30 protein-coding genes are annotated in these 23,330 nt (G+C 61.6%); 24 read left to right on the forward strand and 6 right to left on the reverse strand.

Annotated elements, in window-relative coordinates; all coding sequences use genetic code 11:
* The first annotated feature begins 156 nt into the window (after positions 1-156).
* Complete coding sequence (locus NKH89_RS10370) at positions 157-456, forward strand: hypothetical protein (protein ID WP_352496037.1); 300 nt, start codon at positions 157-159, stop codon at positions 454-456.
* A 63-nt stretch (positions 457-519) separates the two neighbouring features.
* On the opposite strand, the gene NKH89_RS10375 is transcribed toward NKH89_RS10370, so the two are convergent.
* Positions 520-795: a hypothetical protein gene (locus NKH89_RS10375; protein ID WP_023723033.1), complete on the reverse strand. Its 276-nt coding sequence runs from the start codon at positions 793-795 to the stop codon at positions 520-522.
* Positions 796-965: 170 nt separating this feature from the next.
* On the opposite strand from NKH89_RS10375, the gene NKH89_RS10380 reads away from it, so the two are divergent.
* The 5 genes from NKH89_RS10380 (at position 966) to NKH89_RS10400 (ending at position 3,997) form a co-directional block, all read left to right on the forward strand.
* On the forward strand, positions 966-1,262 hold the full coding sequence (locus NKH89_RS10380) for a hypothetical protein (protein ID WP_352481617.1): 297 nt from the start codon (positions 966-968) through the stop codon (positions 1,260-1,262).
* Between the two features lie 376 nt (positions 1,263-1,638).
* Positions 1,639-1,944 (forward strand): DUF1236 domain-containing protein, encoded by a 306-nt coding sequence (locus NKH89_RS10385; RefSeq protein ID WP_031195423.1) that lies wholly within the window; start codon positions 1,639-1,641, stop codon positions 1,942-1,944.
* Between the two features lie 77 nt (positions 1,945-2,021).
* The gene (locus NKH89_RS10390) at positions 2,022-2,279 is read left to right on the forward strand and encodes a hypothetical protein (RefSeq protein ID WP_352481616.1); all 258 of its coding nucleotides are present in this window, start codon (positions 2,022-2,024) and stop codon (positions 2,277-2,279) included.
* 83 nt (positions 2,280-2,362) lie between these two features.
* Positions 2,363-2,587, forward strand: a complete 225-nt coding sequence (locus tag NKH89_RS10395) for a DUF2934 domain-containing protein (protein ID WP_352481615.1) — start codon at positions 2,363-2,365, stop codon at positions 2,585-2,587.
* 708 nt (positions 2,588-3,295) lie between these two features.
* Positions 3,296-3,997 carry a hypothetical protein gene (locus NKH89_RS10400; RefSeq protein WP_352496038.1) on the forward strand — a complete coding sequence of 234 codons (702 nt, stop codon included), beginning with the start codon at positions 3,296-3,298 and terminating at the stop codon, positions 3,995-3,997.
* A 142-nt stretch (positions 3,998-4,139) separates the two neighbouring features.
* On the opposite strand, the gene NKH89_RS10405 is transcribed toward NKH89_RS10400, so the two are convergent.
* On the reverse strand, positions 4,140-4,472 hold the full coding sequence (locus NKH89_RS10405; protein ID WP_023721299.1) for a hypothetical protein: 333 nt from the start codon (positions 4,470-4,472) through the stop codon (positions 4,140-4,142).
* A gap of 274 nt (positions 4,473-4,746) precedes the next feature.
* Here NKH89_RS10405 and NKH89_RS10410 point away from each other — a divergent pair, with 274 nt between their 5' ends.
* The 6 genes from NKH89_RS10410 (at position 4,747) to NKH89_RS10435 (ending at position 8,381) form a co-directional block, all read left to right on the forward strand.
* Complete coding sequence (locus tag NKH89_RS10410; protein WP_023721298.1) at positions 4,747-5,001, forward strand: hypothetical protein; 255 nt, start codon at positions 4,747-4,749, stop codon at positions 4,999-5,001.
* Between the two features lie 204 nt (positions 5,002-5,205).
* Positions 5,206-5,421, forward strand: a complete 216-nt coding sequence (locus NKH89_RS10415) for a hypothetical protein (protein WP_352908806.1) — start codon at positions 5,206-5,208, stop codon at positions 5,419-5,421.
* 38 nt (positions 5,422-5,459) lie between these two features.
* Positions 5,460-5,660 (forward strand): RNA-binding protein, encoded by a 201-nt coding sequence (locus tag NKH89_RS10420; protein WP_352908807.1) that lies wholly within the window; start codon positions 5,460-5,462, stop codon positions 5,658-5,660.
* Positions 5,661-5,733: 73 nt separating this feature from the next.
* Positions 5,734-6,348, forward strand: coding sequence for a hypothetical protein (locus tag NKH89_RS10425; protein WP_352908808.1), 615 nt, complete (start codon positions 5,734-5,736; stop codon positions 6,346-6,348).
* 2 nt (positions 6,349-6,350) lie between these two features.
* Positions 6,351-7,433 carry a helix-turn-helix domain-containing protein gene (locus NKH89_RS10430; protein WP_352908810.1) on the forward strand — a complete coding sequence of 361 codons (1,083 nt, stop codon included), beginning with the start codon at positions 6,351-6,353 and terminating at the stop codon, positions 7,431-7,433.
* Positions 7,434-7,478: 45 nt separating this feature from the next.
* The gene (locus tag NKH89_RS10435; RefSeq protein ID WP_352908917.1) at positions 7,479-8,381 is read left to right on the forward strand and encodes an IS1 family transposase; all 903 of its coding nucleotides are present in this window, start codon (positions 7,479-7,481) and stop codon (positions 8,379-8,381) included.
* Positions 8,382-8,547: 166 nt separating this feature from the next.
* Here NKH89_RS10435 and NKH89_RS10440 read toward each other — a convergent pair whose 3' ends face one another.
* A complete protein-coding gene (locus NKH89_RS10440) occupies positions 8,548-9,114 on the reverse strand; it encodes a DUF4760 domain-containing protein (RefSeq protein ID WP_352908811.1) in 567 nt (188 codons plus the stop codon).
* A 163-nt stretch (positions 9,115-9,277) separates the two neighbouring features.
* Between NKH89_RS10440 and NKH89_RS10445 the strand changes: the two genes are divergently transcribed.
* From NKH89_RS10445 to NKH89_RS10485, 9 genes are all read left to right on the forward strand, one after another.
* On the forward strand, positions 9,278-10,003 hold the full coding sequence (locus tag NKH89_RS10445; protein ID WP_023721297.1) for a GntR family transcriptional regulator: 726 nt from the start codon (positions 9,278-9,280) through the stop codon (positions 10,001-10,003).
* Positions 10,004-10,006: 3 nt separating this feature from the next.
* Positions 10,007-11,047, forward strand: a complete 1,041-nt coding sequence (locus tag NKH89_RS10450) for an ADP-ribosylglycohydrolase family protein (RefSeq protein WP_023721296.1) — start codon at positions 10,007-10,009, stop codon at positions 11,045-11,047.
* Complete coding sequence (locus tag NKH89_RS10455) at positions 11,044-12,018, forward strand: PfkB family carbohydrate kinase (RefSeq protein ID WP_352908813.1); 975 nt, start codon at positions 11,044-11,046, stop codon at positions 12,016-12,018. Before NKH89_RS10450 ends, NKH89_RS10455 begins: the two co-directional genes overlap by 4 nt.
* Before the next feature lie 53 nt (positions 12,019-12,071).
* Entirely contained in the window at positions 12,072-13,133 is a 1,062-nt protein-coding gene (locus tag NKH89_RS10460) for an ABC transporter substrate-binding protein (protein ID WP_352481612.1), read from the forward strand.
* Between the two features lie 66 nt (positions 13,134-13,199).
* A complete protein-coding gene (locus NKH89_RS10465) occupies positions 13,200-14,069 on the forward strand; it encodes an ABC transporter permease (protein WP_352481611.1) in 870 nt (289 codons plus the stop codon).
* Complete coding sequence (locus NKH89_RS10470; protein ID WP_031194613.1) at positions 14,069-14,857, forward strand: ABC transporter permease; 789 nt, start codon at positions 14,069-14,071, stop codon at positions 14,855-14,857. Before NKH89_RS10465 ends, NKH89_RS10470 begins: the two co-directional genes overlap by 1 nt.
* On the forward strand, positions 14,857-15,924 hold the full coding sequence (locus NKH89_RS10475) for an ABC transporter ATP-binding protein (RefSeq protein WP_352481610.1): 1,068 nt from the start codon (positions 14,857-14,859) through the stop codon (positions 15,922-15,924). The genes NKH89_RS10470 and NKH89_RS10475 overlap by 1 nt, the downstream gene beginning before the upstream one ends.
* Positions 15,925-16,004: 80 nt before the next feature.
* A complete protein-coding gene (locus tag NKH89_RS10480; protein WP_352496039.1) occupies positions 16,005-17,252 on the forward strand; it encodes an aconitase X in 1,248 nt (415 codons plus the stop codon).
* Entirely contained in the window at positions 17,249-17,671 is a 423-nt protein-coding gene (locus NKH89_RS10485; protein ID WP_352641248.1) for an aconitase X swivel domain-containing protein, read from the forward strand. The genes NKH89_RS10480 and NKH89_RS10485 overlap by 4 nt, the downstream gene beginning before the upstream one ends.
* On the opposite strand, the gene NKH89_RS10490 is transcribed toward NKH89_RS10485, so the two are convergent.
* Both NKH89_RS10490 and NKH89_RS10495 read right to left on the reverse strand, forming a co-directional pair.
* Positions 17,668-18,750, reverse strand: a complete 1,083-nt coding sequence (locus tag NKH89_RS10490) for an SIP domain-containing protein (protein ID WP_352788649.1) — start codon at positions 18,748-18,750, stop codon at positions 17,668-17,670. The genes NKH89_RS10485 and NKH89_RS10490 overlap by 4 nt on opposite strands.
* A 2-nt stretch (positions 18,751-18,752) precedes the next feature.
* Positions 18,753-20,885, reverse strand: a complete 2,133-nt coding sequence (locus NKH89_RS10495; RefSeq protein ID WP_352908817.1) for a TonB-dependent hemoglobin/transferrin/lactoferrin family receptor — start codon at positions 20,883-20,885, stop codon at positions 18,753-18,755.
* 250 nt (positions 20,886-21,135) lie between these two features.
* Between NKH89_RS10495 and NKH89_RS10500 the strand changes: the two genes are divergently transcribed.
* The 3 genes from NKH89_RS10500 to NKH89_RS10510 are packed head-to-tail and all read left to right on the forward strand — an operon-like array spanning position 21,136 to position 22,018.
* Positions 21,136-21,417, forward strand: coding sequence for a hypothetical protein (locus tag NKH89_RS10500; protein ID WP_352481605.1), 282 nt, complete (start codon positions 21,136-21,138; stop codon positions 21,415-21,417).
* Complete coding sequence (locus tag NKH89_RS10505) at positions 21,393-21,758, forward strand: ABC transporter substrate-binding protein (RefSeq protein WP_352481604.1); 366 nt, start codon at positions 21,393-21,395, stop codon at positions 21,756-21,758. The genes NKH89_RS10500 and NKH89_RS10505 overlap by 25 nt, the downstream gene beginning before the upstream one ends.
* A complete protein-coding gene (locus tag NKH89_RS10510) occupies positions 21,749-22,018 on the forward strand; it encodes a hypothetical protein (protein WP_352481603.1) in 270 nt (89 codons plus the stop codon). The genes NKH89_RS10505 and NKH89_RS10510 overlap by 10 nt, the downstream gene beginning before the upstream one ends.
* 63 nt (positions 22,019-22,081) lie before the next feature.
* Here NKH89_RS10510 and NKH89_RS10515 read toward each other — a convergent pair whose 3' ends face one another.
* Positions 22,082-23,113 carry a LacI family DNA-binding transcriptional regulator gene (locus NKH89_RS10515; RefSeq protein ID WP_023721287.1) on the reverse strand — a complete coding sequence of 344 codons (1,032 nt, stop codon included), beginning with the start codon at positions 23,111-23,113 and terminating at the stop codon, positions 22,082-22,084.
* Positions 23,114-23,330 lie beyond the last annotated feature (217 nt).

The raw sequence follows: 23,330 nt of genomic DNA on the forward strand, positions 1-23,330 counted from the left end.
AAGAGTGATGTTCATTTGAGCCCGCCGCGTCGAAAGGTGCGGCGGGCTTTTTGCATTTTCCCTGGCATTCTGTACGATCTTTCCTTCGCGACAGGGCGGCTCGATCCGACGCCTGCCAGACCAAGATGCGCGTTAGGCTTCACGGGAGATGGTGTCATGATTGCCAGAGTCCTGACACAAGCGGCAGTCCTGACAGCCGGGGCGCTTCTGTTTGCCGCGACGGCCTACGCCCGGCCGGACAGCCGCGCGATGACGTGCGAACAGACACAGCTACTGATCCAGAGGCATCGCTCGGTAGTGCTCACCACCGGACGGAACACCTACGACCGATACGTCCGCCGATTCGGCAATGAATGCGACTGGCCGCAGGTGCCGGGCGCCGCTTATATCAAGACGCGTGACGGTCAATGTCTGGTCTATCGCTGCCAGGAGCCGGTTTTCGACCTCCCGAATTGAAGGCAGGGGCTTTTTCATCCGGCCGCCGACGCGGACAGCGAGGGCAGTGCGAAAGGCGGTGGCTCATTCTTCGTCGAAAGGACCACCTTCGCGTGCGAGATCGCGTGAAATAACGCGTTCATCGGTATCGTCCGGCAAGGCCTCGTCGCTTTCCTGGTAAGCGTTATCGTCGTCCTCCTCCGGCAGTTCGCCGTCTTTCTCGACGTCGTAACGGATGTCGCCGTTTTGCGGCACGCCGTCTGGGAGAATTCTCCCGCTCCGGATGGCATCCCAGTCCTGTTGCTGGATGGTCGGGCTCTCCGTCTCGTCGTCGGTTCGTTCTTTCCTGCGCGGTTCCATCGCTGGTTCTCCATAATGTCGGCGGCCCTGAACTGGCTCAGTGGTTGAACTCATAAGTCTGGCGGCCGGTTCCCGGGCCACTGCGGTCCGGGCGCATTGCCGCACGACGGAACCAATCGCGCCTGCCTGGCTTCACAAGTCAGACGATCCTGGCGCGAAAGGAGCTCGACATGAGACCGCTCATTTTCTTGCCGTACATGCTAGGCGCGCTGGTGCTGGCGGTGCCGGCGTCCGCGCAGCCGGGCGAACAGTCGCAATTCGACCGCTGCAAGGTCGAGCCGCCGGACAAGAACAGCCAGCAGCAGCAGCCGGCCGGCAACAATTTGTCCGATATGCTCGAGCCATGCGGTGGGGTGCTGAACCCGCCGCCAACGGGCGATCAGGGCATGGCGGCGCCGCCGCCGGATGAGGGTAGGACCCCGGTGATCAAGCCCGGCGATGTGCCGCCACAGCCGCCCAAGCAGTAGCCGCTTCATTTGCTGCCACAGGGGCTGCCCATGGGGCTGCGACGGGCGGTAACGCCGCGCCGTTCGAGCCGGCAGGTTTGTTGCAGTCGCCTAGGAACATTAGCGTGTCCTAAATGTTGTTTTAGACGCAGCCGATATCACCCCCTCCGGTATCGCTGCTGATCGGGAAACCGATCGGCCCGCGTCTTGCGACGCGGGCCACCGCAGTTCATCCGCAGTCCATTCGCCGCACGCACGGGCACTTCACCGCTATTCGATTAGCCGCCACTTACGGAACAACAAGGTGGCCTGGGCGTTTGCCTAGAGGGTTCGCCGCTTCGACCGGAATGCCGCGTCGCAACCGTAAAGGCGAGGCCCGTAACAACAGGAGTAGACGATGAAAATCCACCTTGTTCCTGCTGCGGCGGGATTGGTGTTGCTCGCCGGCGTCGGCGTGGCCACCGCAGACCAGGTGATTGTCACACCCGAACAGCAGACGGTCATCCGCGAATACGTCCACAAGCACCCGTTGGCGTCGATCAATCTTCTGGGGGTGGAGCTCAATATCGGTTCCACGTTGCCCGATACGGTCGAGCTGCAACCGATCGATGTTCCCGACGTGCAATACAGATACGTCGTCGTCGACGGTCGCACCGTGCTCGTCGACCCCGGCACGCGCAGGATCGTGCACGTCATCGAGTGACCGGCGTTCCCAAACCGCGAACCGGATTTGGAAAGGTCACGGTCTTATGAAATCGAGTTCCATCCCGAGCGATCGGGATGGAGCTGCCGCTGTCGTCTCGGAATAAGGAAGGAGCCATTCCCATGCTGCCGCATGTCGAGCCGACCAACGTGGCCGCAGCCGTCGACAAACTGCTTGCTGAACGAGGCGATGGCCTGCTGTCGATGAAGGCGGCGATAGCGCTGTTGCGCGAACGCACCGGAACGGAGCGCTCGGACGCCGATCTTGAAGGGCTGATCATCAAGAAGGCGGCGCTCCTCGGCGTTGCTGTCCTGTGTGACAGAGAGGCTCAATAACGGTGCCTGCCGCTCAAGACGCGGGTCGAAATTTCGGCTAGAACAAAGTTGCTTACGCATGAACCGAGCCGACGGAGGCAACAGTGACGGACAGGCAGGAACGGATTCGCCAGCGGGCACACGCGATCTGGGAACAGGCAGGCAGGCCCGACGGGGCGCATCAGCAGCATTGGGATCAGGCTACCGCCGAGATCGACGCAGAAACCGCCGCGCAGGAGACAGCCAGCCGGCCGAAGCCGAAACCACGCCAGCCTAAGCCGGCCACCAAGGAGGGAGCCAAACCCAAGGCGCGACCACGCAAAGCGTGAACTCGAGCGGATTTGATTCCATCGCTGGATCTCGCGGTCCGGTCGGCCCATCGTAAGGCGGGACCAGTCCTAACCAGTCCCGCTGCCGCCCACCCTCGATGGTAAGCCTGATTGTCGTGGCTTACTACTTACCGCAATTGTTGTCGTTGACAGTCGGGGAAACCGTCCCGGCAGGCTTGTTGGACGCATCGGGTTGGGCACCTTGCGGGGTTGCAGGGCAGTTTTGATCCGCATTGGAGTTCATGGCACCCGTCGTGCGCATCGTGCTGCTGGTCGTGCCAGGGTCGATGCCATTCGGCTTGCGACGATGCTCTTCTCACTGCCAGGCGCATTGTTGTCCGAGCCGGCATTCTGGGCCATCGCCGCGGTCGCCAGACCGGCTGCAAGTATGGAGGCTGTCAGGATTTTCGTAAGCATGTTGATCTCCATCATTCGGTTGTCATCGCATGGCGACCGACCGTTGGGGCGACGTTCGTCTATCGCGGCGCCCATCAGTTGACGCTCGCATTGCTTCACCCGGCAGAGGACCTTCCCGAAGTAAAACTTTCGGAAAATTTCACTACAAACTTCACTCGGCTGTTGTGTGAACAGATACCATGAGGCCAGTAAGTTGATCGGCAAAGAAACCGATAATCTTCTTGCAAATTAGTAGGTATGCCACCGGCGATGTCGCGGGCTGTTCAGCGCAACTACAGCAAGGAGAGTGTTATGACCATCATAATCAAAACAATCACCGATGCGGTGGCGGGCAGCGCAGTTGTTTTCATGCTCTCGATGCCCGTGAATGCCGCGGACGGAATTGCCGTTGGTGTTGGCACTTCCATTGGCGGCAACGGCGGCATCAAAGCCGGCCTCGGCGCGACGGTTGGTGGCCGCCGGGGCATCAACGCTGGTGCCGGCGCAACGGTTGGGGGCAGCGGCGGCATCAAGGCCGGCCTCGGTGCGTCGCTGGGCGGCAGTCGCGGCATCAACGCCGGCGCCGGCGCAACGGTTGGCGGTTCCAGCGGCATTGCCGCGGGCGCCGGCGCGTCGGTCGGGGGCAGAAGCGGCATCAACGCCGGTGCCGGCGCCACGATCGGCGGTTCCGGTGGCATTGCCGCCGGCGCGGGGGTAGGTGTCGGCAGCGGCGTCAGGGCCGGCGCGGGGGTCGGGATCGGCAGCGGCATCAATGTCGGCGCCGGTGTCGGGATCGGCGGTGGTACCAATTCGAGCAATCCGTCCAACCCGGGCAGCCCGTCCAATCCCAACAATCCCAACAATCCCAGCAATCCCAACTTACCCCAGGTCGTCGCCGACATGTCGAGCGACAAGTTGGCCAGGATGAAGAGGCGCTGCGTCGACGTGCTCAGCAGCGAAGGCACTTATGACAGCGATTTGCGCCAGTTGTGCCTGCTGATCGCGCGCCGCTAGGGCGAATACATCGGAATGAAATGTCCGACCGGCCGAGAGGCCTTCGTCCACCAAACCTCCATCAGTCCAAAGCCCGCCATAATGGCGGGCTTTTTGCCGAGCACGTGGCGGCAGCATGACGGGGCTCACAAGAGCACGCGCCTCAATGCGTTTGACGGCCAAAATCCGGCGAAACGGTCACCCCGCCCTCCAAGGCGTCCCGACCCAGCGCGGGACTGCTTTGCATCGGTTCGGGGCACGCGAACTCCGCCAGATCGGTTTCCGCGAAGCCGTCGAACTCGATAGCTGCGCCTTGGAGCTGGGCTGCTTGCATGACGAGCCATTCGATGTCTTCGCGCGCAACATTCTCGGCAAGGTTCTGCAGTCGCGCGGCTTCGGCGACAGCAGTCAGATTGATGGCAATCCCGGACCGCAATGTAGCTCGGACTCGGGAACTGACGTCTTCGTGCAGGCGAACCGAAAATCCGTAGCGCATGGAAAACCTTCCTTTCGGGAGCGGTTTGTCCCTCGTGTTCTACCATGCGCCCAGGGTCCGCGATTGGCAAGCGAAAATCATCAAAAATCGTGTTGTGCCAAGTAGTTAGCGTATTTTGTTGATTGCCCATTTGATGCTTGATCCGCTTCATCGGACTTCTGCACGGATCATGCATCTGGAGGTCTTGACGTACTCTGCCAATATACCTAACTCTACAAAGAATTAGGAACATACTAACTCAGCTAATTTTAGCCTGGTATGGCTGGAGGCCGAGATGTCCGAACTGGAACGCCCGGAACGATTGCAGATCATGCTGACCGTCGATGAACTGGCGGCATTGGAGAACTGGCGCTTCGACAAGCGCATGCCGAGCCGGTCGGCTGCGGTACGCGAACTTTTGAGGCGAGGCCTCACAGCCGATGGCTTCCTGACGGCGGCGCATGGGACCAAGTCGCGCGACTTCGGCATTCTGCCGCATTCTGCCGATGGTGACGGGGCAGCCGAGGGGTCTTCCAGCAGCGAACAGTGAATCTCCAGCGACCCCGTTCGCCCGCCGCACCTCGCATGGCCTTCACGGCCACTGGGTATCATCAAGCAGCTTGGTTTATCTGTGTGGCCCCTCCGGGTAGTGTCTCAGTTTGAAATTTGGAATATGCGAAAGGGCCTATTCCGGTTTGCCCGCGTAGGCGAAAGCGCCTATATGCTTAGCGCAAAGCATGTGGAGTTTCCGCCAATGTCCATCAAAGCAAGAGTGCCCAAGATCGCAAAAGGTGACGAACACCTTGCCACCCGGCTGGGTATGGCCGTCGCTTTCCAATGGGATAGCCTGCCGCCTGAAGCGCAGGAGACAATCATTCAGCAAGCTACGTTTGTGGAAATGCCCCCGATGCAGGTCCAGCAAAAACAATCCTTGGAGGCCTTCATCCGTCAGCACAAGGTCAAGGACTGATGCCGACCGGACCTAAAGGCCAGAAGCGCCCCGCCGACGTGATCGGCAATGCCGTTCGCGTCATGCGCATTGCTACCGGCGAGGAAGCCGACGACGTGATTGATGACGGCAAAGACCCTGCCGCGAAAGCGCTGGGTGCCAAGGGCGGGAAGAAGCGCGCCGAGAACATGACGCCAGAGCGGCGCGCCGAAATTGCCCGCAAGGCTGCCGCAAGCCGTTGGAAAAACACACCAAAATAGAATGTGAATATTTTTTGTTGATTTTGCAAAACAGTCGCGTAAGGTGGTCCGCGAAGCAGAGGACCGAATCAACATGGACCAATATTCAGAATCGGACGTCCGCGAAGCGCTGACTCCATACCACGCGCGAATAAGGGCAGTTATCGAGCGCGGATTTGCCGAATGGCTGTCGGTGTCGGAATGCCGCGCGTCGAAAGGCTTCTCCCCGGTTCTCTATCCGCGCACCATTTCGAACTACGTTTTCGATGCCATCGCGCGCTATGCCCGCACTGAGTTCGCCTTGGACAAATCAGTGCGGACGCTCGATGAGAGTCAGACCGTAAAGTTTTGCTTCGACGGCAGGGTCATCGCCCGGTTCAAGAAGGGTGATGACGACAACCTTGGGCAGAACATCCTCACCTTGGCCGTGTTGGACTTCATTGATCCCCAGATGAATTTGCCGGGATTCCCGCCAGAGGCCGCGAAAGTCGAGTTCGTGTGGTCCGCGAACGACATCGGCACGGCAGTCCAGAGCATGTTGGTCGTGGCACGAAACAATGATCGTGTCTTGTGGTCCTACGAAATCGATGATGCCGGCGAAAGCAGCGGGAGCGGTGTCGTTATCTTGCCGAGCAGCCCGCCGGACAACGACGGCCCGCTCGTGACGCCGAAGATCAAGACCGACGACGAAACCGCCAAAGGCGAATAGCTATGGCCACATTTGGAGATTTGCTGCGCCTTGCGCGGCAGTTGCGAGGATTCACGCAAAAGAAAGCGTCTGATGATTTGGGCATCGCACAGGCGGTTCTCTCTCGCATGGAGAACGGCTTAGTCGAGCCCGATCATCAGTTCATGGAACGGGCTGCCAGTGTCTTTGACCTGCCCGTCGAGTTTTTCTCCATTCAAGATACGGTGTACGGCCCCCCGGTCAGCGTTCATACAATGTTGCGTGGGAAAAAGTCGGAAGTGTCGGCGCGAGACGTGGATATGATTACAGCCGAACTGAATATTCGGCTCTTTCATCTTCGTCGCTTTATGGAGAATGTGGACCTTAACCCCGCCAACGAACTGCCTGTCTTGGACGTCGAAGTGTATGGCTCGATTCCCAAGATAGCGTCGGTGGTGAGAGCCCACTGGAAGGTGGTCAACGGCCCCATTAAGAACCTTACGGTACTGATGGAGAAGGCCGGCATCATTGTTGGCGAGTCATCCTTTCACGGCGCGTCTGTGAGCGGTGTCACGTTCGCTGCGCCAGGTCGCCCGCCGCTCATACTCGTAAACCGCGATCATCCAGCCGATAGGCTTAGATTTACACTGGCGCATGAACTGGGCCATTTGGTCATGCATCGTTTCCCGACTGCTCACATGGAGGACGAGGCCAATCAATTTGCTTCGGCGTTTCTCCTGCCGCCACAAGAAATGGTCGAAGCCTTCCGGGGGCGCAAGGTCACACTGGAACTGCTTGCGTCTCTAAAGAAGGAGTGGCGCGTATCGATGCAAAGTTTGCTGATGTCAGCGCAGTCACTCAACGCGATTTCAGACAATCAAGCGAGATACCTTTGGCAACAAATAAGCGCGCGCGGATGGAGAACGAGGGAGCCGGCGGCTCTCGATTTTTCCTTCGATGCGCCGACGGTGCTTCCGAGCATCCTTCGGTCTCATGTGGACGATCTTGGTTTTGATGTGGCTGAGCTTGTTCAGATGTCGCGCGTGCGGGAGTGGGAGTTCAAGGAACTATACGGTTCGCTCGACCGCAACGAACCGACACGTCCGCGACTGCGCATCGTAACGTGAACTTTTATGCTTGACACTAAGCATAAAAGTTCAGATATCAGGGGCATGAACAAGCTGCCCCTGAAAACCCGCGTCCAAATCCTCACCATGCTTTGTGAGGGTTCTTCCATGCGGTCGATCTCCCGCGTTGCCGATGTGTCGATCAACACGGTATCGAAGCTCTTGGTCGATGCCGGCAAGTTCTGCGCCGATCTGCACGACCGCGAAGTTCGCAACGTGAAGGCCAAGCGCGTTCAGTGCGATGAAATCTGGAGCTTCACGGCAGCGAAGCAAAAGAACGTCGCGGCGATGAAAAACGCCGTTGATGGCGCTGGCGACACATGGACGTGGACCGCGCTCGACAGCGACAGCAAGCTAATCATTTCCTGGCTGGTCGGCGGGCGCGACGGCGAATATGCGCTGGCCTTCATGGACGATGTGAAGGAACGCCTTGCCAACCGCGTCCAGCTTACGACAGACGGCCACAAAGCCTATCTGAACGCGGTCGAGGAAGCCTTTGGAGCCGACATTGACTATGCCATGCTGGTCAAGATGTATGGCGAGCCGGAAGGCAAGGCAGTGCCACAGGAACGCCGCTACAGCCCCGCCGTGTGCACTGGCGCAAAGAAGACCCGTATCGAAGGCTCGCCCGATCTGGCGCACGTCAGCACGTCGCATGTAGAGCGCCAGAACCTCACCATGCGCATGCAGATGCGCCGCTTTACGCGCCTCACCAATGCGTTCTCAAAGAAGTTCGAAAACCACGTCCACATGGTTGCGCTGTACACCGTCTGGTACAACTTCATTCGCATTCACAAGACGCTTAAGACCTCACCGGCAATGGCTGCTGGCGTGTCGCAGACGCTTTGGTCGATGGATGATCTTTGCGAGAAGATGGACGCCGTAGCGCCGAAGCCTGGCAAGCGCGGTCCATACAAAAAACAGACGGCATCGGTTACAAACTTGTAACCGACAGGCTGTGATCTCATATTGACCATGACCCTTGTGGGCAGATAGGAATGTTGCGAGCGCTGCTTGCGGAACGCTTCTCTTGACGAGACGTTAACATCAAGAGCCAATCCTCACCGCCGAACGGAGGACTAAACGATGACCAGATATATCCCAGTCTTTTAAGTTAGGCTTTGGCCAGCTTTACGAGGTTAAGGGCGTTCTCATACAAGCCGTTGGCGACGCCCATTTCTTTTTCTCTTTCAGCAATATGGCCACCAAACCACATCTCCACGGCCAGCATCGGACCCTTTAAGAGGTCGATGACATCAGAGGCAGCGATATAGTCCTTCTTGACCATCAACCCAACCGTTTCGAAAAACCCGCACATTCCCATTAGCTTCCCGTATTCCTTCATATCCCTAATGCGGCAATCTCTAAGAAGCTTCGTCCATTCGTCAGAAATGGCCACCGACCTCTGTTGCTGATCGGCAAATTGCTTACCTGAAATTGTCTCGTTTATTTTTTGGGTCCATTCGAAGCAAATGCGCCTGGCTTCCCGCATTTCGGCGGAATCCCATCGATTGTCTAACTCCATAAGCAGCGTCGCATTCATCGCCCTAAGCTGGGCAAGGCGCGCGTTTTCTGCCTGGGTTAGCTGGTTCCATGCTGCTATGGCCGCGACAAAAGCTATTACGGTGAGAATGATCTGAGATATCCAGTATGCTATCTCAAGCCAGTTTGTCTGATCCATCTCCACCCCCCTAGTCGCCCAAGGGGATCGTCCGTCAATGCGGTGAAAATCGCAATTGCTAAATTTCAAACTGAGACACTACCCCCCTCCGCCGTCGGTTGACAGAGCTGGCGTTGCAGATACATTGCACAGGACTATACAGGTGCAATGAACAGGTATGCCTATGGTCCGCCGCGTGGTCCCATCGTCTCCCGGTACGGGCAAGCCCGAACAGATCGCCACGGTTCTCGAACATGAAATCCGCTCCGGTGTTCTGGGCTTCGGCGACCGGTTGCAAAGCGAGAACGAGCTCGTCCAGCGTTTCTCCGTCAGCCGCAACACCGTTCGCAAGGGCCTCGAGGAACTGTCCAGCCGCGGGCTGATCACCACCAAGGTCGGCATCGGCTCTTTCGTCACCTTCGATGGCAAGCCCGTCGATGACTCAATCGGTTGGTCGCGGGCGCTCGCCAACGCCGGCGCAAATGCCGAGACGCGGACGCTGCGGCTCGAGGTGATCGAGGACCCTGATCTTGCCGCACTGCTTGGTATAGAAAACCCGTTTTTCATCGCTGTCGATCGGGTGCGCACCAATGCCAGCGACGGCCACGCTATCTCCATTGAGCGCAGCCGCCTGCCATTGTCACCCGAACTGGAGGACGTGCCGTTACGCGGTCTGCGCGAAGGCTCGCTCCACCAGACGCTCCGCGGCGCCGGTCTCATTCCAGACCATGGCGAGGAATGGGTCGGCATCGAAATGCTCAACCCAGAGGACGCCGCAATCCTCGGCTGCCCGCAAGGCACGCCGTTCCTGCGCGGTTGCCGCTTGACCCGCGCCGCCGATGACCGGCCGATCGAATATGTGACCAGCCTGCTCAACCCGGCGCATTTTGCGCTGCATATGAGGTTCTGAGTGATGCCGGACGACACCGGGAACATAACCGATCGGGCCATGGGAGCGCTTGTGGGCGGGGCACTGGGAGATGCGCTGGGAATGCCGACGCAGCTTTTGTCGCCGGCGCGGATTGCCGAACTCTACGGTCATGTCGAGGACTTCATTGCTCCTTTCGCCGACCATCCGGTGTCGAAGGGACTCCCGGCCGGGACGATCACCGACGACACAGAACAGGCGCTTCTGCTTGGCCGTATCCTGGTCGAATCCGGTAACCGGTTTGACCATGCGCGGTGGGTCAACGCGCTGCTCGACTGGGAACGCGATGTCAAGGCGCGCGGCAGCTACGATCTGCTGGGACCATCAACCAAACGCGCCATCGACGCCATCAATAACGGTATGCCAGCCGAGGAAGCGGGACGCAGCGGCGACACAAATGGTGCAGCCATGCGCATCGCGCCAGTCGGCATCATGATGCCGCCAGAGCCGCTTGACGCACTGGTCGGCAAAGTGGCCGAAACTTGCAGGGCGACGCACAACACGTCAATCGCAATCGCTTCGGCCGCAGCGGTCGCTGCCGCCATCAGTCGCGGCATCGCTGGCGGTGACTGGCGCGCCGCTTCCGACAGAGCCATCGCCGGGGCGAGGCACGGGGCAACGCTCGGCTATTGGGTGACCGGCGGTGACATCGCCGCGCGCATTGGGTGGGCGCAGAAGCTCGTACGCGGCAAGGAGACGAGCGACGCGATCCGGCTGATCACCGATTTGGTCGGCACCGGCGTCGCCAGTCAGGAGTCTGTTCCGGCTGCATTCGCGGTGCTGGAAGTCGCCGGCGGCGATCCCTGGCAAGCGGCAGTCATCAGCGCCAATCTCGGTGGCGACACCGACACGATCGGCGCCATCGCGGCCGGCATGGCCGGTGCCTGCACCGGCTTTTCCCGATTGCCACAAAAACACATCGCCCGGATCAAAGGCCTAGACATTGGGCGGGTGCGCGCGCTCGCCGCCGACTTGGTCGCCCTGCGGACGGCGAAGAGCAGGTCCGGCAAGGATGCGGCAGCATGAGCGGGCGTCTCGTCCACATCGGCAGCGCGGTAGTCGACTATGTCTACCGCATCGATGCCTTGCCGGCACCGGGCACGGAGAAGACCGCATCGAGCTTTGCACAAGTCGCCGGCGGCGGCTTCAACATGATGGTCGCGGCCAGCCGCACCGGCATGAAGGTGGTGTTCGGCGGCCAGCTCGGCAGCGGACCCAATGGCGACTTCCTGCGCGCGGCCTTAGCCACGGAGGGGATCGAGACACTGACGCGGGCATCGCCGGTTCTGGACAGTGGCAATTGCGTCGCCATGATCTCGAGCGATGCCGAGCGCACCTTTGTCTCGTGGCCTGGTGCAGAGAGTTTGCTCAGCCTTGACATGATGGCGCTCATTTCGGTCGCACCGGGCGACTGGGTGTTCACCTCCGGCTATACGGTTAGCTATCCGGGAAGCCGAGAGGCGCTTGTCGACTGGATCGAGGTGCTGCCGGCGGAAATTCCTTTGGTCTTCGATCCGACGCCGATCATTTCAGACATTCCGCGCACCATTCTCGACCGGGTGCTGGCGCGCACGAGCTGGCTGAGCTGCAACGCCGCCGAAGCGGCTGAGATCGCCGGCACCGGCGATGTCGAGGCTATTGCTGCCCGGCTGCTGGCCAGCCACTGCCCCAACGCGGCAGGCGTGGTCGTCCGCGCTGGCGCAAAAGGCTGCTTCGTGCGGCTGGCCGACGGCACCGCCCAAGATGTGCCCGGGTTCAAGGTCGCGGCGGTAGACACCAACGGCGCCGGCGACACTCATATCGGCGCCTTCGTCAGCGCGCTCTCGCACGGCGTGTCGCCGTTCGAAGCGGCGCGTTACGCCAATGCGGCGGCGGCGCTCTCGGTCACCCGCCATGGCGGGTCGACGGCGCCGAACGACCAGGAGATCCAGCGATTCCTCAGCCATGACGATCGACCGACGACCGTGCATGGCCGGAAACAAGAGGCCCATTTCTGACAGCCTAATGGGATAACAAGCCCGCCAACCGGGCAACAATGAGAGGAACGAACATGCGCATGCCCAAACTGACTGCTTTTCTGACGGCAACCGCTGTCTTCGCTTCGGCGCTTACGCTGGCCGCCAGGGCCGACGAGGTGCACGTACTCAACTGGAAGGGCTATGGCGCCGACGAGCCCTGGGCCATAGCCGCCTTCGAAAAGGCAACCGGCAACAAGGTCGTCAACGACTTCTTCAATTCCGAACAGGAAATGCTGACCAAGCTCAGGACCAATCCCGGCCTTTACGATGTCGTCATGATCAATGCCGCCTTCAACGATCAGGCGATGGCGGAAAAGCTCATTCAGCCGATCGACACGTCCAAGCTGGCGAACTATGCCGACATCAGCAAGGACAAGGCCGGATCATCGATGCTTGTCCATGACGGCAAGGTCTATGGGGTGCCGTGGGTTTGGGGGCTGACGGCGCTCGCCATCAACGACAAGTCATTCGACAAGCCGCCGACCAGCATCGCCGAAATGTGGGATCCCGCCCACAAGGGCCGCGTTACCATCCGTGACGATGCCGTCGAGGCCGTGCAGTTCGGCGCCATCGCTACCGGCCAGAACATCAACGACGTCAAGGACATGGAGGCGGTCAAGGCGAAGCTGACCTCGCTGATGCCGCAGATCAAGACGTTCTGGAGCTCGGAGAACGACTGGAACCAGATGGTTGCCTCCAACCAGATCGACATCGGCACCTATTGGAGCGGCTCGGCCGACCGCGCCAAGACGCATTTCAAGCTGCCGGTCTCGCTGGTCATTCCCCAGGAGGGTGCCGTCGCCTGGCTTGACGCCTTTTCCATTCCGGTCGGTTCCAAGAACGTCGCCGGGGCGCAAGCCTTCATCAACTACATGATCGACCCAAAGTTCTATGTCGAATGGGTTACCAAGGTCGGCGCGCCGGTGTCGGCCAACACCAAGGCGGTCGAAGCGCTGCCAGAGGGTTCCTTCAACCGCAAGGTGATGGGCGACCCGGCAGTCGCCAAGCGCATCCAGTTCCAGGCGCCGATTACTGACGCGCAGCGCGAGACCTATCTGGCGCTCTGGCAGCAGCTCAAGGTCGACGTGAAGTAACAGCAGAAGCCGCGATCAGCCGACCATCAATGTCGGCTGATCCTTCCTATCCTGGGAGGAGATGTCATGGCAGTACAGATCGCAGCCGCGTCGCGCAGCGGGCTGAGATCGGCCTTGCCGCTGTTGGCGCCTGCCTATCTCTGGCTGACGGTTGCAATTTTCCTGCCGCTCTCGGCCATGGTCTTCTTCTCCTTCATGACCGATCTGCCGCTATCGGGAAAGCCGTGGGCATTCACGCTCGAAAACTATGCCGCCTTCTTTTCACAAAGCCTTTACCTGACATTGCTGGTGGCCTCGCTGCGCCTCGGCCTCGAGGTGACGCTGTGGTGCATCGTCATCGGTTATCCCGCCGCTTACGTGCTGGCCAAGGTGCTGAAAGGCCGCAGCCGCGAGGCGATTTTCCTGCTCGTCATCCTGCCGTTCTGGTCGAACGGGCTGGTGCGCATCTTCTCGTGGGCGATGGTGCTGCGTGAAGGGGGCATTCTCGACACAGCGCTCAACGCCGTGCTGCCGTTCAAGATCAACATTGATCTCATGTATTCCTATCCGGCCGTCATCATCGGGCTGGTGCACTCCTACGTGCCTTACATGGTGCTGACCTGCTATCTGACCCTGCAGGCCATCGATGACTCGCTGATCGAGGCTGGGCGCTCGCTCGGCGCCTCGCGGCTGCAGGTGCTGAAGCGGGTCATCATTCCGCTGTCGATGCCGGGGCTAGTGGCGGGCGCAGTACTCATCTTCGTGCCGGTCGTTGGCTCGTTCATGGAACCGCGCATCCTCGGCGGCCGCACCGGCACCTTCTACGGCACTGTCATCGAGGACCAGTTCGTTGCCGTGTTCAACTGGCCGCTGGGTGCCGCACTGTCCTTCATCCTGCTGGCTGTGGTGCTGGTCATCCTGGCGGTTACTTCGCCGGTGCTGCGGAGGGCCGCTTAGTGGCGACGACCCGAATCCTGGAATGGCTCGGCCGGGTCTACATTCTGATGCTGCTCGCCTTCCTGTACCTGCCCATCATCATCATGGCGCTGATGTCATTCAACGTCTCGCCCTTTTACCAACTGCCGTTCGAGTGGACGACGGAATGGTATGCCTCGCTCTGGCAGAACAATCAGCTGATCGCGGCCACGCGAAACAGCGTCGAGATCGCCGTCATCACTACCATCATCTGCACCGCGCTCGGCACCGCGGCGTCGCTAGGGCTCTATCGCTACGACTTCCGCGGTAAGAAATTCCTGCAGGCGCTGCTGTTTCCGCCGATCGCTATACCGTGGCTGATCACTGGCACGGCGATGCTGATTTTCTTTTTCGGCGTTGGCATCGGCCGCGGGCTGCATGCCATCCTGCTCGGCCACGTGGCGTTGGCGCTGCCCTATGTCATCGTCGTCGTCTCGGCCCGGCTGCAGACATTTGCGCCGGAGCTCGAAGAGGCGGCGCGCTCGCTCGGCGCCAATCAATGGCAGGTGACGAACCGCGTCACGCTGCCCTGGATCATGCCGGGCGTCATTGCCGGCGGGCTGTTCGCCTTCGCCGTGTCCTTCGACCAGTTCGTCGTCTCCTACTTTCTGTCGACGCCCGGCCAAACGACGCTGCCGGTCGAAATCTACGCGGCGATCCGCAAGGGTTTCACGCCCGAGATCAATGCTGTCTCGACGATCATCATTGTTGTGTCAATGGCGCTGATGCTGCTGACGGCGCGCTTCTTCAAATTCGGCGGAGAGAAATAATGGCGGGCGTGCAGGTATCGAATGTGTCGCGCAGTTTTGGCGCGCACAAGGCGCTGGACGATGTCTCGATCGATTTCGCCGACGGCGGCTTCTACGCCCTGCTCGGTCCCTCCGGCAGCGGCAAGACCACGCTGCTGCGCCAGATCGCAGGCTTCGACTTTCCCGACTCTGGTCGCATCTCCATAGGCGGCGAAAGTGTTGAGCGGGTGCCGGTGGAGAAGCGGCGCATCGGCATGGTGTTCCAGAACTACGCGCTCTTTCCCAATATGAGCGTCTCCGACAATGTCGCCTTCGGACTGTCGGTGCGCGGCGAGCCCAAGGCGGTGATTGCCAGCGAGGTGCAGCGCGCACTCGACCTCGTGCAACTCGGCACGCTCGGTGGTCGCCGGCCGCACCAGCTCTCCGGCGGCCAGCGCCAACGGGTGGCGCTCGCTCGCGCGATCGTCACCACGCCGCGCGTGCTTCTCCTCGACGAGCCGCTCGGCGCGCTCGACAAGGCGCTGCGCGTGGACATGCAAATCGAATTGAAGCGTATTCAGCGCGAGATCGGCATCACCACGATCTTCGTCACCCACGACCAGGAAGAAGCGCTGACGATGAGCGACCGCATCGGCATTCTGCGCGATGGCAAGCTGGTGCAGGAAGGCCCGCCCGAGGAGATCTACGATCGGCCGAAGAGTGAGTTTGCCGCCACCTTCCTGGGCGACGCCAACATCCTTCGCGGCAACGCCACTGGTACGGGCATCCGGCTGCCTGACGGAACGGGGATTGCCGCAGGCGCGGGGGCTACGCTTGTCGCCGGCATGAAGGCGAGCTGCGCCGTGCGGCCCGAACGAATCCGCATCGCCACCAATGCCGGCGTTCCGGACCGAGCCCATGCCAACATGCTCACGGGGCGGGTCTCCAAGCGTATCTTCGCCGGCAACAACAGCACATATTTTGTCGATCGCGATGGCCAGACAATCAAGGTCATCGTGCAGAACACCGGCATCGAAAAGCTGGCGGAAGGACAACAGGTGGTGCTGCGCTGGTCGTCCGAGAGTACGGTGCTGATCGACGCGAGCTAGCAGATCCAATCCTTCAGTCTTGCCAGGCGGTCGGCAATCGGGGAAAGCATGGTCGGGCAAACTCCGAAGCGGAATGCTCGATGCCCCTTGAATTGAATGCGGGCGACCAGTCGATGCTGCATGGCGAGCAAGGCTCGGCAGCGGCTGCCGCCATGAAGATCCTGGTCGCCTTCGCGAAGGCGGTCGACGCGCGCAAATTGCTGGACATTGCCGGTGCCCATATCGACGGCTGCCTCTATCACGGCCAGGCCAGCCTCGATTTCGTCGAAAGGCTGATCGAGGGCGGCGGCCGCGTTCGAGTGCCAACGACGCTGAATGTCGGCTCGTTCGATCTGATCCATCCTGGACTGGTGAAGATGACAGCCGCGGAAGAAGTGCCGGCGCGCCGTCTGATGAAGGCGCATCTGGAACTCGGCTGCCAGGCGACTTTCACCTGCGCGCCCTATCAGACGCGGTTTCGGCCAGGGTTTGGCGAGCAGATTGCCTGGGGTGAATCCAACGCCATCGTCTTTGCCAATTCGGTGATCGGTGCGCGGACCAACCGCTATGGCGATTTTATCGATTTGTGCTGCGCAATCACCGGGCGCGCGCCAGCCTGGGGGTTGCACCTGATCGAAAACCGGCGTGGCCAGGTACTGTTCGAGCTGACTGGCGGCCTCGAGCCTACCGACGCCCTGTTTGTCGGCGTCGGGCTGATCGTCGGGCAAAGGAGTGGCGACCGCATTCCGGTGATATCGGGCCTGCCGCCGCCGCGCGACGAGGACCAACTGAAGGCGCTGGGGGCGGCGGCGGCAACGACGGGCGCGGTGGCGCTATTTCATGCCGTCGGCATCACACCGGAGGCGAAGACCCGCGATGAGGCGTTGCACGGCCTGGTGCCGGAGCAAAAAATCCGTATCAGCTGCGCCGACATCGACCATGCTCTGGCCAGGCTATCGAGCGTCCCCGACGGTGTGCTGCTTGCCGCCGTCTCGTTAGGCACGCCGCATTTCTCCTACGAGGAATGGATGCGCCTGTTGCCGTTGCTGCGCGAGGTCGCGCCGGGCAGAGGCGTTCCGATCTATGTCAACACAGGGCGTGCCACCCTGGCGCGGCTGCAGGACGAAGGCGCACTGGCCGGCATGGGAGCATTCGGCCTCGTTCCGGTCGCCGACACCTGCACTTACGTCACCACGATCATCGAGCGGCTCGACGGTGTGGTGATGACCAATTCGGGCAAATGGGCGCATTACGCACCTGGCAATATCGGTGTCTCGGTGGCCTTCGGTGACATGGAGGACTGCGTCCGCTCGGCTGCTGCCGGCCGCGTCGTGCGAGGCGCGCCATGAGGGGGCCGGACAGAACAGGTACATTCCACCTTGCCGGCTCGGCACAAGGCCCGGCGCTGGTGCTTTCGCAGGCGCTCAGCTTCTGGGGCGGAATCGACGTCGAAACGGGCGACATCATCGACCATTCGCACCCGAACCTCGGCGGCAACATCGCCGGCAAGATCCTGGTGATGCCGAGCGGGCGGGGGTCGTCGTCCTCGTCTTCGGTTCTGGCCGAAGCTATCCGCAGGGGCACGGCGCCGGCCGGCATTATCCTGGAGCGGCCGGACCCGATCCTTGCCGTCGGCGCCATCGTTGCCGAATTCCTCTACGAAATCAGCATGCCGCTGGTCGTCTGCGAGATATCAGGCATTGTCTCCGGCGACCGGATCGCAATCGGTCTGGGCGAAGATGCCCAAGCGATGGTGAGCAAGATCTAGCCGGCCATCAGTCCTGCCGCGCCCCGCCGCCAGTAGGCTGCGGCCAGTGTTTCGTTGCGGCCGAGCGTCAGCGTGCCGCGCCAGTGTTCGCGCACCGTCCTGGCGGCGGCTGCTTCGGCCGCGAACCAGCCGAATGCCGAACCGGTCGGCCATGCGACCGACCGGATGGCGCGCGCCAGCCTGTCGTCGAGCCCGGCCGGCACGCCGTCTCTCGGCAGCCAATGCAGCTCGATACCGGTCGCGTTGTCGATGGCCTGCCGTTCGCCATCGTCCGCGATCTCTATGAAGGCCACGCCTTTGGTCTCGGCGGGCAGCGTCTCCAGCATGCGGGCCAGCGCCGGCAGGCCGGTTTCATCGGCGCCCATGAGATACCATGACGCCGGTCGTACTGGACGGCCGACCGGCCCCATGACGCCGATCTTCATGCCAGGCGCCGCCTGCATGGCCCAGCGGGCGCCGACGCTGTCGCCGGAATGGATCAGGAAGTCGACGTCGATAATGCCCTTTTCGACGTCGAGGGCTCGGATGGTATAAACACGCGCTACCGGGCGCCTGTCGTCCGAGGGCCAGGCCGGCAAGCCATTGCTGCCAAGCACGGGCCAGAGCGGATCGGGGACATCCCTGGTCGGGAACAGCATGCGGATATGCATGCCGCCGAATTTTGCGAAGCGCGCCAGATCGTCGCCGGCGAAGCGGATGCGGCGCATATGCGGGGTCAGGCCGTCGACCTGGGTGACGACCATCTCACGGAACTGCGCAAGGCGGATTTCTTCGGCGAGATCGCCGGTCCAGACGATCTCGGGTTTTTCCTCCTTGGCATAGACTTCGACAGCGGTAGCCAGCAGGTCCTTGATGCGGGCCAGCCCATCGCGGTCGGCGGCGTTGGCCCGCATCACCAGCCGCTCCATGTCAAGGGACGCGTCGCCGAAGGCGAAGCGGAAGTCGAGCCGCTGCCCCTCGCGCGAGGCATCGGCATCGAAGCTTTGCAGCCTGTCGCTGATGCGGTCGATGTAATGCGGCAGGTTGCGCAGGTTCAAGCGCGCTTCGCAGGCCAGTCCGCTCGCTGATGCTTGCCTCATTCTCAACCTCCGATCCTGCCTGTGAGCGCCACCTTGAAGGTGCGGCCCTTGCCCTGTTCCGTTGCCGCCGTCGTCGACCAGGCGCTTTGCGGGTCGGTGTAGGCGGTGTTGAAGACGTTATCGACGCCGAAATCGAGCTTGGCATGGTCATTGATGCGCCAGTTGGCAAAGACGTTGACCAGGTCGAAGCCTTCATCGACCACGGGCGGCGCGTCGGGGTTGGTGCGGCTTGTCCGGGTGATCTTGCCGACGCTGAGATATTGCGCACCGACGGTGAACTGGTCCTCCAGCATGCGGAAACCGACGGTCGCCGAGAAGCGGTCGAGCGGCGTGTTGTTCAGCGCCTGGCCGGAGTAAACGCCGCTGACGACCTTGGCGTCGATCAGGGCGCCGGCGAGGTTCACGAAACCCCAGCCATAGTCGTAGACGGCCTCGGCCTCGATGCCCTTCAGCCGTGCGTCGCCGATGTTGATCGCCGTGCGCGGCAACACAGTGAGGTCGACGTCGATATAATCTTCGACGGCGGTGTGGAAGACGTTGACCTTGGCACGAAACAGGTCACCCGCGGCCAGCACATCGTCATATCTAAGATTGATCCCGGCTTCCCAGTTCTTCGCCGTTTCGGGCTGCAGAAGCAGGTTGGGCTGGTAGCTGTCGCCGCCGCCATGCGCGCCGCCGCCGCGGTAGACGTCCTGCAGGCCCGGCGCCCGGTAGCCTTCCGAATAGGTGCCGTAAAGCTGGAAACCTTCCAATGGCGTTAACCCGACGGTGAGGCGCGGCGACCAGCGGTCGCCGGAAATCGAGGCTTCCGCCGGCGGCACGGTCTTTGTCTCACCGTCGAGTTGATAGCCGTCATAGCGCATGGCGGCGATGAGCTGCAGCCGGTTCTCATAGTCGCCCTGCCATTGCAGGAAGCCACCATAGCCCTGCTGTTCGCCGGCGCCGAAATGCGCGGCGTCCGACGAAGCCTTCAGATAGTAGTAATCGAGGCCGTAGGTGAGGGTGTGAGCGATCTCCCAGGCATCGAAGCGTGAGGAGTTCTTCAGGTTGAAGCCGCTCGTGGCGACGTCGTAGTAGCGGAAGTTGCCGATCGCCGTTGCCGGCCAGACCTGCGTCTGCTCGGCGCGCGTGCGGTTGTGGTAGGCGTTGACACTGAGGTCGACCAGCTCGTTGTCGTCCGGCCTCCACGTATAGCCAGCCGTGTAGGTCTGGTTGGTCGTGTCGGTGTCGTAGCGGCTCAGCGTCGGCGAGGTCGAGCCGCTCGATCCGGTGACCTGGTCGCTGTAGCGCTGAAGGATCGCGCCGAGCTTGAGCTCGTGGCCGTCGGCGGGCCGCAGGGTCGCCTTCACATAGCCGCTGGTGATGCTCTCTCCGGTCCATGGCACGGTGTCGCCATTGCCATCGGTGTAGCTGTCGCGGTCGCGGTAAATGACGTTGCCGATGATGTCGGCGTCGTCGCTGAAACGGTAGGCACCGGTGGTGCTGGTGGTGAAGCCGTCGCCATTACCCTCATAGCCCAGCTTTTCGCTCAGCGCCCAGCGTTCCTCCTGCTTGAGGAAATCGCCGGCATCCCTGGTTTCGAAGGAGACGACGCCGCCGATGCCGCCCGAACCATAGGCATTCGAGACCGGGCCGCGAATGACGGTCGCTTCCTTGATCAGTTCCGGCTCGACATAGAATGAGCCCGAGCCGTGGCCGACGCGCCAGTAATCCTGGCGGGCGCCGTCGAGCGTCACCACCACGCGGCCATATTGTTCGAGGCCGCGAATGTTGATGGCGGTCGCCGGATCGTCGCCGTTCATCGAGGCGGCAACGCCGGGCGTGGTGCGGAACATGTCGGCGGCGGTGTCTGGCTGGATGCGTTCGAGTTCTTCCTGATCGACGGCGCTGATGGCGGCCATCGATTCGATGATCGCCGTCTTGATCATCGTCGCCGAGATGGTGATCAGGTCGAGCACGGTCGGCTCGTTCTGCCCAGTCCTGGCCTGCTGGGGCGGCTTGACCGGCCGGTCGGCCTTGGCGGCGGCGCCCTTCTTCTCCGGCTCCTGTGCTGCGGCGGGCGGCGCGGCACACAGGCCGAGCGCGAAGGCGAGCGCGGTGCACGCCATCAAGGTTTTGTTGCTTGTCAGTTTCATGCGTGCAGCCCCGGAAAAGCAAAGATTGCTGGCGGCGGCCGTTGGCCCTGGCTGGCATGATGGAGAAGCCTCGACACGCGGGCCGGGCAGGGCTACTTATTAAAACATGATGATAATAGTCAACTTAATTTTACAGGCCGCGACCATGACCGAATTATCTAAAATGGAGCAGCGAAACGGCGGGGTCTGCAGCGGTAGACGGTGGAGGCAGACGCGCTGGTTTCAATTGGGCGGGATGGTGGCGGTGCTGATGCTGGCGCTTTCTGCTCTTGCGCCGTCTTGCGGCTTCAAGGCGCTGGCCGCCGAGACGATTGTCGATGCATCGGGGCGCACCGTCGCGACCGGTCCGGGAACCAGGATCCTGACACTCGGTTCCGATGTTACCGAGATCGTCGATGCGCTGGGTGCCGGCGAGCGGATCATCGCCGTCGATCGCGGCAGCAAATATCCCGCTTCCGTCGCGCAAAAGCCCAATGTCGGCTACCGGCGCAGTTGTCCGCCGAAGGCTTGGTCGCGCTTCGCCCGGACCTGATCCTGGCGGCCGAAGACAGTGGGCCGCCGGAGGCGATCGAAGTGCTCAAATCGCTGGCGATCCCGATTGTTCTTGTCCCGGAAGACAACAGTCCTCAAGGCATCGACCACAAGATTACGTTGATCGCTGCCTCGCTCCACCTCGAGGACAAGGGCAGGAAGGTTTCAAGGCAAGTGCTCGACGCCTTCCAGGCCGCTGCCGACCTGGCCGCGAAAATGCCGGCCGAGCGCCGCAAGAAGGTGGTGTTCTTCCACGGCCTCGTGCGGCTGAGTGCTGCCGGTGCGGGCACTGCGGCCGACGCGATCATCCGCTATGCCGGCGGCATCAATCGATGGCCGTAATGCAGGGTTACAAGGCAGCGTCGGAGGAGAAGCTGATCGAAATGGCGCCCGACGTCATCCTGATGATGAGCGACGGCAAGGGCGGACCCACCGCCGAGCAGGTGTTCGCCACGCGCGCGCTGAGCGCCACGCCGGCGGCGAAGGCAAAGGCGCTGATCGTATTGGACGGCGCCTATATGGTCGGCTTTGGCCCGCGCACCGCCGATGCAGTCCGCGACCTGGCGCAGGCGCTGTATTCGGAGACAGCAGACGCCGACTAAGTCATGAACTTTATGACGTCATGTTCAGTGGGTACTCGCGCCCCATCTGCCCCAAGCTTCCGTTCAGATCTCCGGGATGCTTTCCCTGAAGATCACCTGCAGCCTTGGCTGGTGCAGTTCGTAAGGCAATCCCCTGACCGCATGGGTCAAGGTGTTGAGCGCTTCGCGGGCTTCGACGCGCGGGTTCTGGTCGATGACCGCGTCGAGCGTGCCGTCGAGCAAAAGCTCCTTGGTGCCTTCCGTTACTTCATGGCCGAGAAAGACCGTCGACAGTGCACGCCCGCGTTCCCGTAGCGCGCGGGCGATGCCGGTGTTGCCGGCGCCGACATTGTAGATGGCGGCCAGGTCCGGGTGCCGGTCCAGCAGGGCGGAAGCCTCCGAATAGGCCTTTTCCCGATCGTCGAGCATTTCGCGCATCTCGACGATCTGCAGATTGGGCGATTCTTCCGTCAGTATGTGGCGGAAGCCCATCTCGCGCTCTTCGTGGCCGCGGTAGGAGAGCGAACCGGCGAACAGCGCGACCTTGCCCGGACGCCCTGCACCCATGAAGCGGTTGAGCAGGTAGCCGGCGAGCCGGCCGGCGGCGCGGTTGTCGATGCCGATATAGGCGACCCGCGGCACATGCAGGATGTCGGAAGCGATGGTAACGACCTTGACCCCGCTGGCCGAAAGCGAGCGGATCGCCTCGCGCACCGTCGGATGGTCGAGTGCGATCACACCGACGCCTTGCGTCTGTCCGTGCAGTTCCTGCAGCAGCCGGGCAAGCCGGTCCGGATTGAAGCCTTCGATAGTGGCGACGCGGACGTCGAGGTCCGGCCGCGACTGCGCCTGCGCCTCGATCTGGCGGTGCAGCATCTTGATGAAGGAATTGGTGCCGGCGGGCAGGGCGAAATCGAGCCGTATAACCTCACCAGGTATCGCGTTGCGCGAGTTCGGATTATTCGAATTTTCAGCGATATAGCCAAGCCGTTGCGCCGTTTCGAGCACGACCTCGCGGGTGCGCGCCCTGACCCCGGCGCGGTTGTTGAGCACACGGTCGACCGTGGCGGCGGAAACGCCGGCTTCCCGGGCTATGTCTGTCAGGGTGGACCGCACTGTCGATCACCTCATTCCAAAATGCGCCAAGGGCGCATCGAGATTACGCATTTCATGGGTCCGCTGTCGAAGCGGCAGCTTCATCGCCAGCCGCGATTCTGATGGGAAATGATGTAACCAGCCTTGGCCGATACGCAAGCTGCCGCGCTACACCAAAATGCCGAAACGGACCAAAGCGGGGAGGTGGGCAGCCTGGCTCCCTCAAATTCAAGCACCG

The organism is Mesorhizobium sp. M0923 (genome assembly GCF_040319365.1).
Taxonomy (GTDB): Bacteria; Pseudomonadota; Alphaproteobacteria; order Rhizobiales; family Rhizobiaceae; genus Mesorhizobium.

Coding starts and splice junctions, on each gene's coding strand:
- NKH89_RS10370 (WP_352496037.1), top strand. CDS start 157: ATGATTGCCAGAGTCCTGACACAAGCGGCAGTCCTGACAGCCGGGGCG.
- NKH89_RS10375 (WP_023723033.1), bottom strand. CDS start 795: ATGGAACCGCGCAGGAAAGAACGAACCGACGACGAGACGGAGAGCCCG.
- NKH89_RS10380 (WP_352481617.1), top strand. CDS start 966: ATGAGACCGCTCATTTTCTTGCCGTACATGCTAGGCGCGCTGGTGCTG.
- NKH89_RS10385 (WP_031195423.1), top strand. CDS start 1,639: ATGAAAATCCACCTTGTTCCTGCTGCGGCGGGATTGGTGTTGCTCGCC.
- NKH89_RS10390 (WP_352481616.1), top strand. CDS start 2,022: ATGGAGCTGCCGCTGTCGTCTCGGAATAAGGAAGGAGCCATTCCCATG.
- NKH89_RS10400 (WP_352496038.1), top strand. CDS start 3,296: ATGACCATCATAATCAAAACAATCACCGATGCGGTGGCGGGCAGCGCA.
- NKH89_RS10405 (WP_023721299.1), bottom strand. CDS start 4,472: ATGCGCTACGGATTTTCGGTTCGCCTGCACGAAGACGTCAGTTCCCGA.
- NKH89_RS10410 (WP_023721298.1), top strand. CDS start 4,747: ATGTCCGAACTGGAACGCCCGGAACGATTGCAGATCATGCTGACCGTC.
- NKH89_RS10415 (WP_352908806.1), top strand. CDS start 5,206: ATGTCCATCAAAGCAAGAGTGCCCAAGATCGCAAAAGGTGACGAACAC.
- NKH89_RS10425 (WP_352908808.1), top strand. CDS start 5,734: ATGGACCAATATTCAGAATCGGACGTCCGCGAAGCGCTGACTCCATAC.
- NKH89_RS10430 (WP_352908810.1), top strand. CDS start 6,351: ATGGCCACATTTGGAGATTTGCTGCGCCTTGCGCGGCAGTTGCGAGGA.
- NKH89_RS10435 (WP_352908917.1), top strand. CDS start 7,479: ATGAACAAGCTGCCCCTGAAAACCCGCGTCCAAATCCTCACCATGCTT.
- NKH89_RS10440 (WP_352908811.1), bottom strand. CDS start 9,114: ATGGATCAGACAAACTGGCTTGAGATAGCATACTGGATATCTCAGATC.
- NKH89_RS10445 (WP_023721297.1), top strand. CDS start 9,278: ATGGTCCGCCGCGTGGTCCCATCGTCTCCCGGTACGGGCAAGCCCGAA.
- NKH89_RS10450 (WP_023721296.1), top strand. CDS start 10,007: ATGCCGGACGACACCGGGAACATAACCGATCGGGCCATGGGAGCGCTT.
- NKH89_RS10455 (WP_352908813.1), top strand. CDS start 11,044: ATGAGCGGGCGTCTCGTCCACATCGGCAGCGCGGTAGTCGACTATGTC.
- NKH89_RS10460 (WP_352481612.1), top strand. CDS start 12,072: ATGCGCATGCCCAAACTGACTGCTTTTCTGACGGCAACCGCTGTCTTC.
- NKH89_RS10465 (WP_352481611.1), top strand. CDS start 13,200: ATGGCAGTACAGATCGCAGCCGCGTCGCGCAGCGGGCTGAGATCGGCC.
- NKH89_RS10475 (WP_352481610.1), top strand. CDS start 14,857: ATGGCGGGCGTGCAGGTATCGAATGTGTCGCGCAGTTTTGGCGCGCAC.
- NKH89_RS10480 (WP_352496039.1), top strand. CDS start 16,005: ATGCCCCTTGAATTGAATGCGGGCGACCAGTCGATGCTGCATGGCGAG.
- NKH89_RS10485 (WP_352641248.1), top strand. CDS start 17,249: ATGAGGGGGCCGGACAGAACAGGTACATTCCACCTTGCCGGCTCGGCA.
- NKH89_RS10490 (WP_352788649.1), bottom strand. CDS start 18,750: ATGAGGCAAGCATCAGCGAGCGGACTGGCCTGCGAAGCGCGCTTGAAC.
- NKH89_RS10495 (WP_352908817.1), bottom strand. CDS start 20,885: ATGAAACTGACAAGCAACAAAACCTTGATGGCGTGCACCGCGCTCGCC.
- NKH89_RS10500 (WP_352481605.1), top strand. CDS start 21,136: ATGCTGGCGCTTTCTGCTCTTGCGCCGTCTTGCGGCTTCAAGGCGCTG.
- NKH89_RS10510 (WP_352481603.1), top strand. CDS start 21,749: ATGGCCGTAATGCAGGGTTACAAGGCAGCGTCGGAGGAGAAGCTGATC.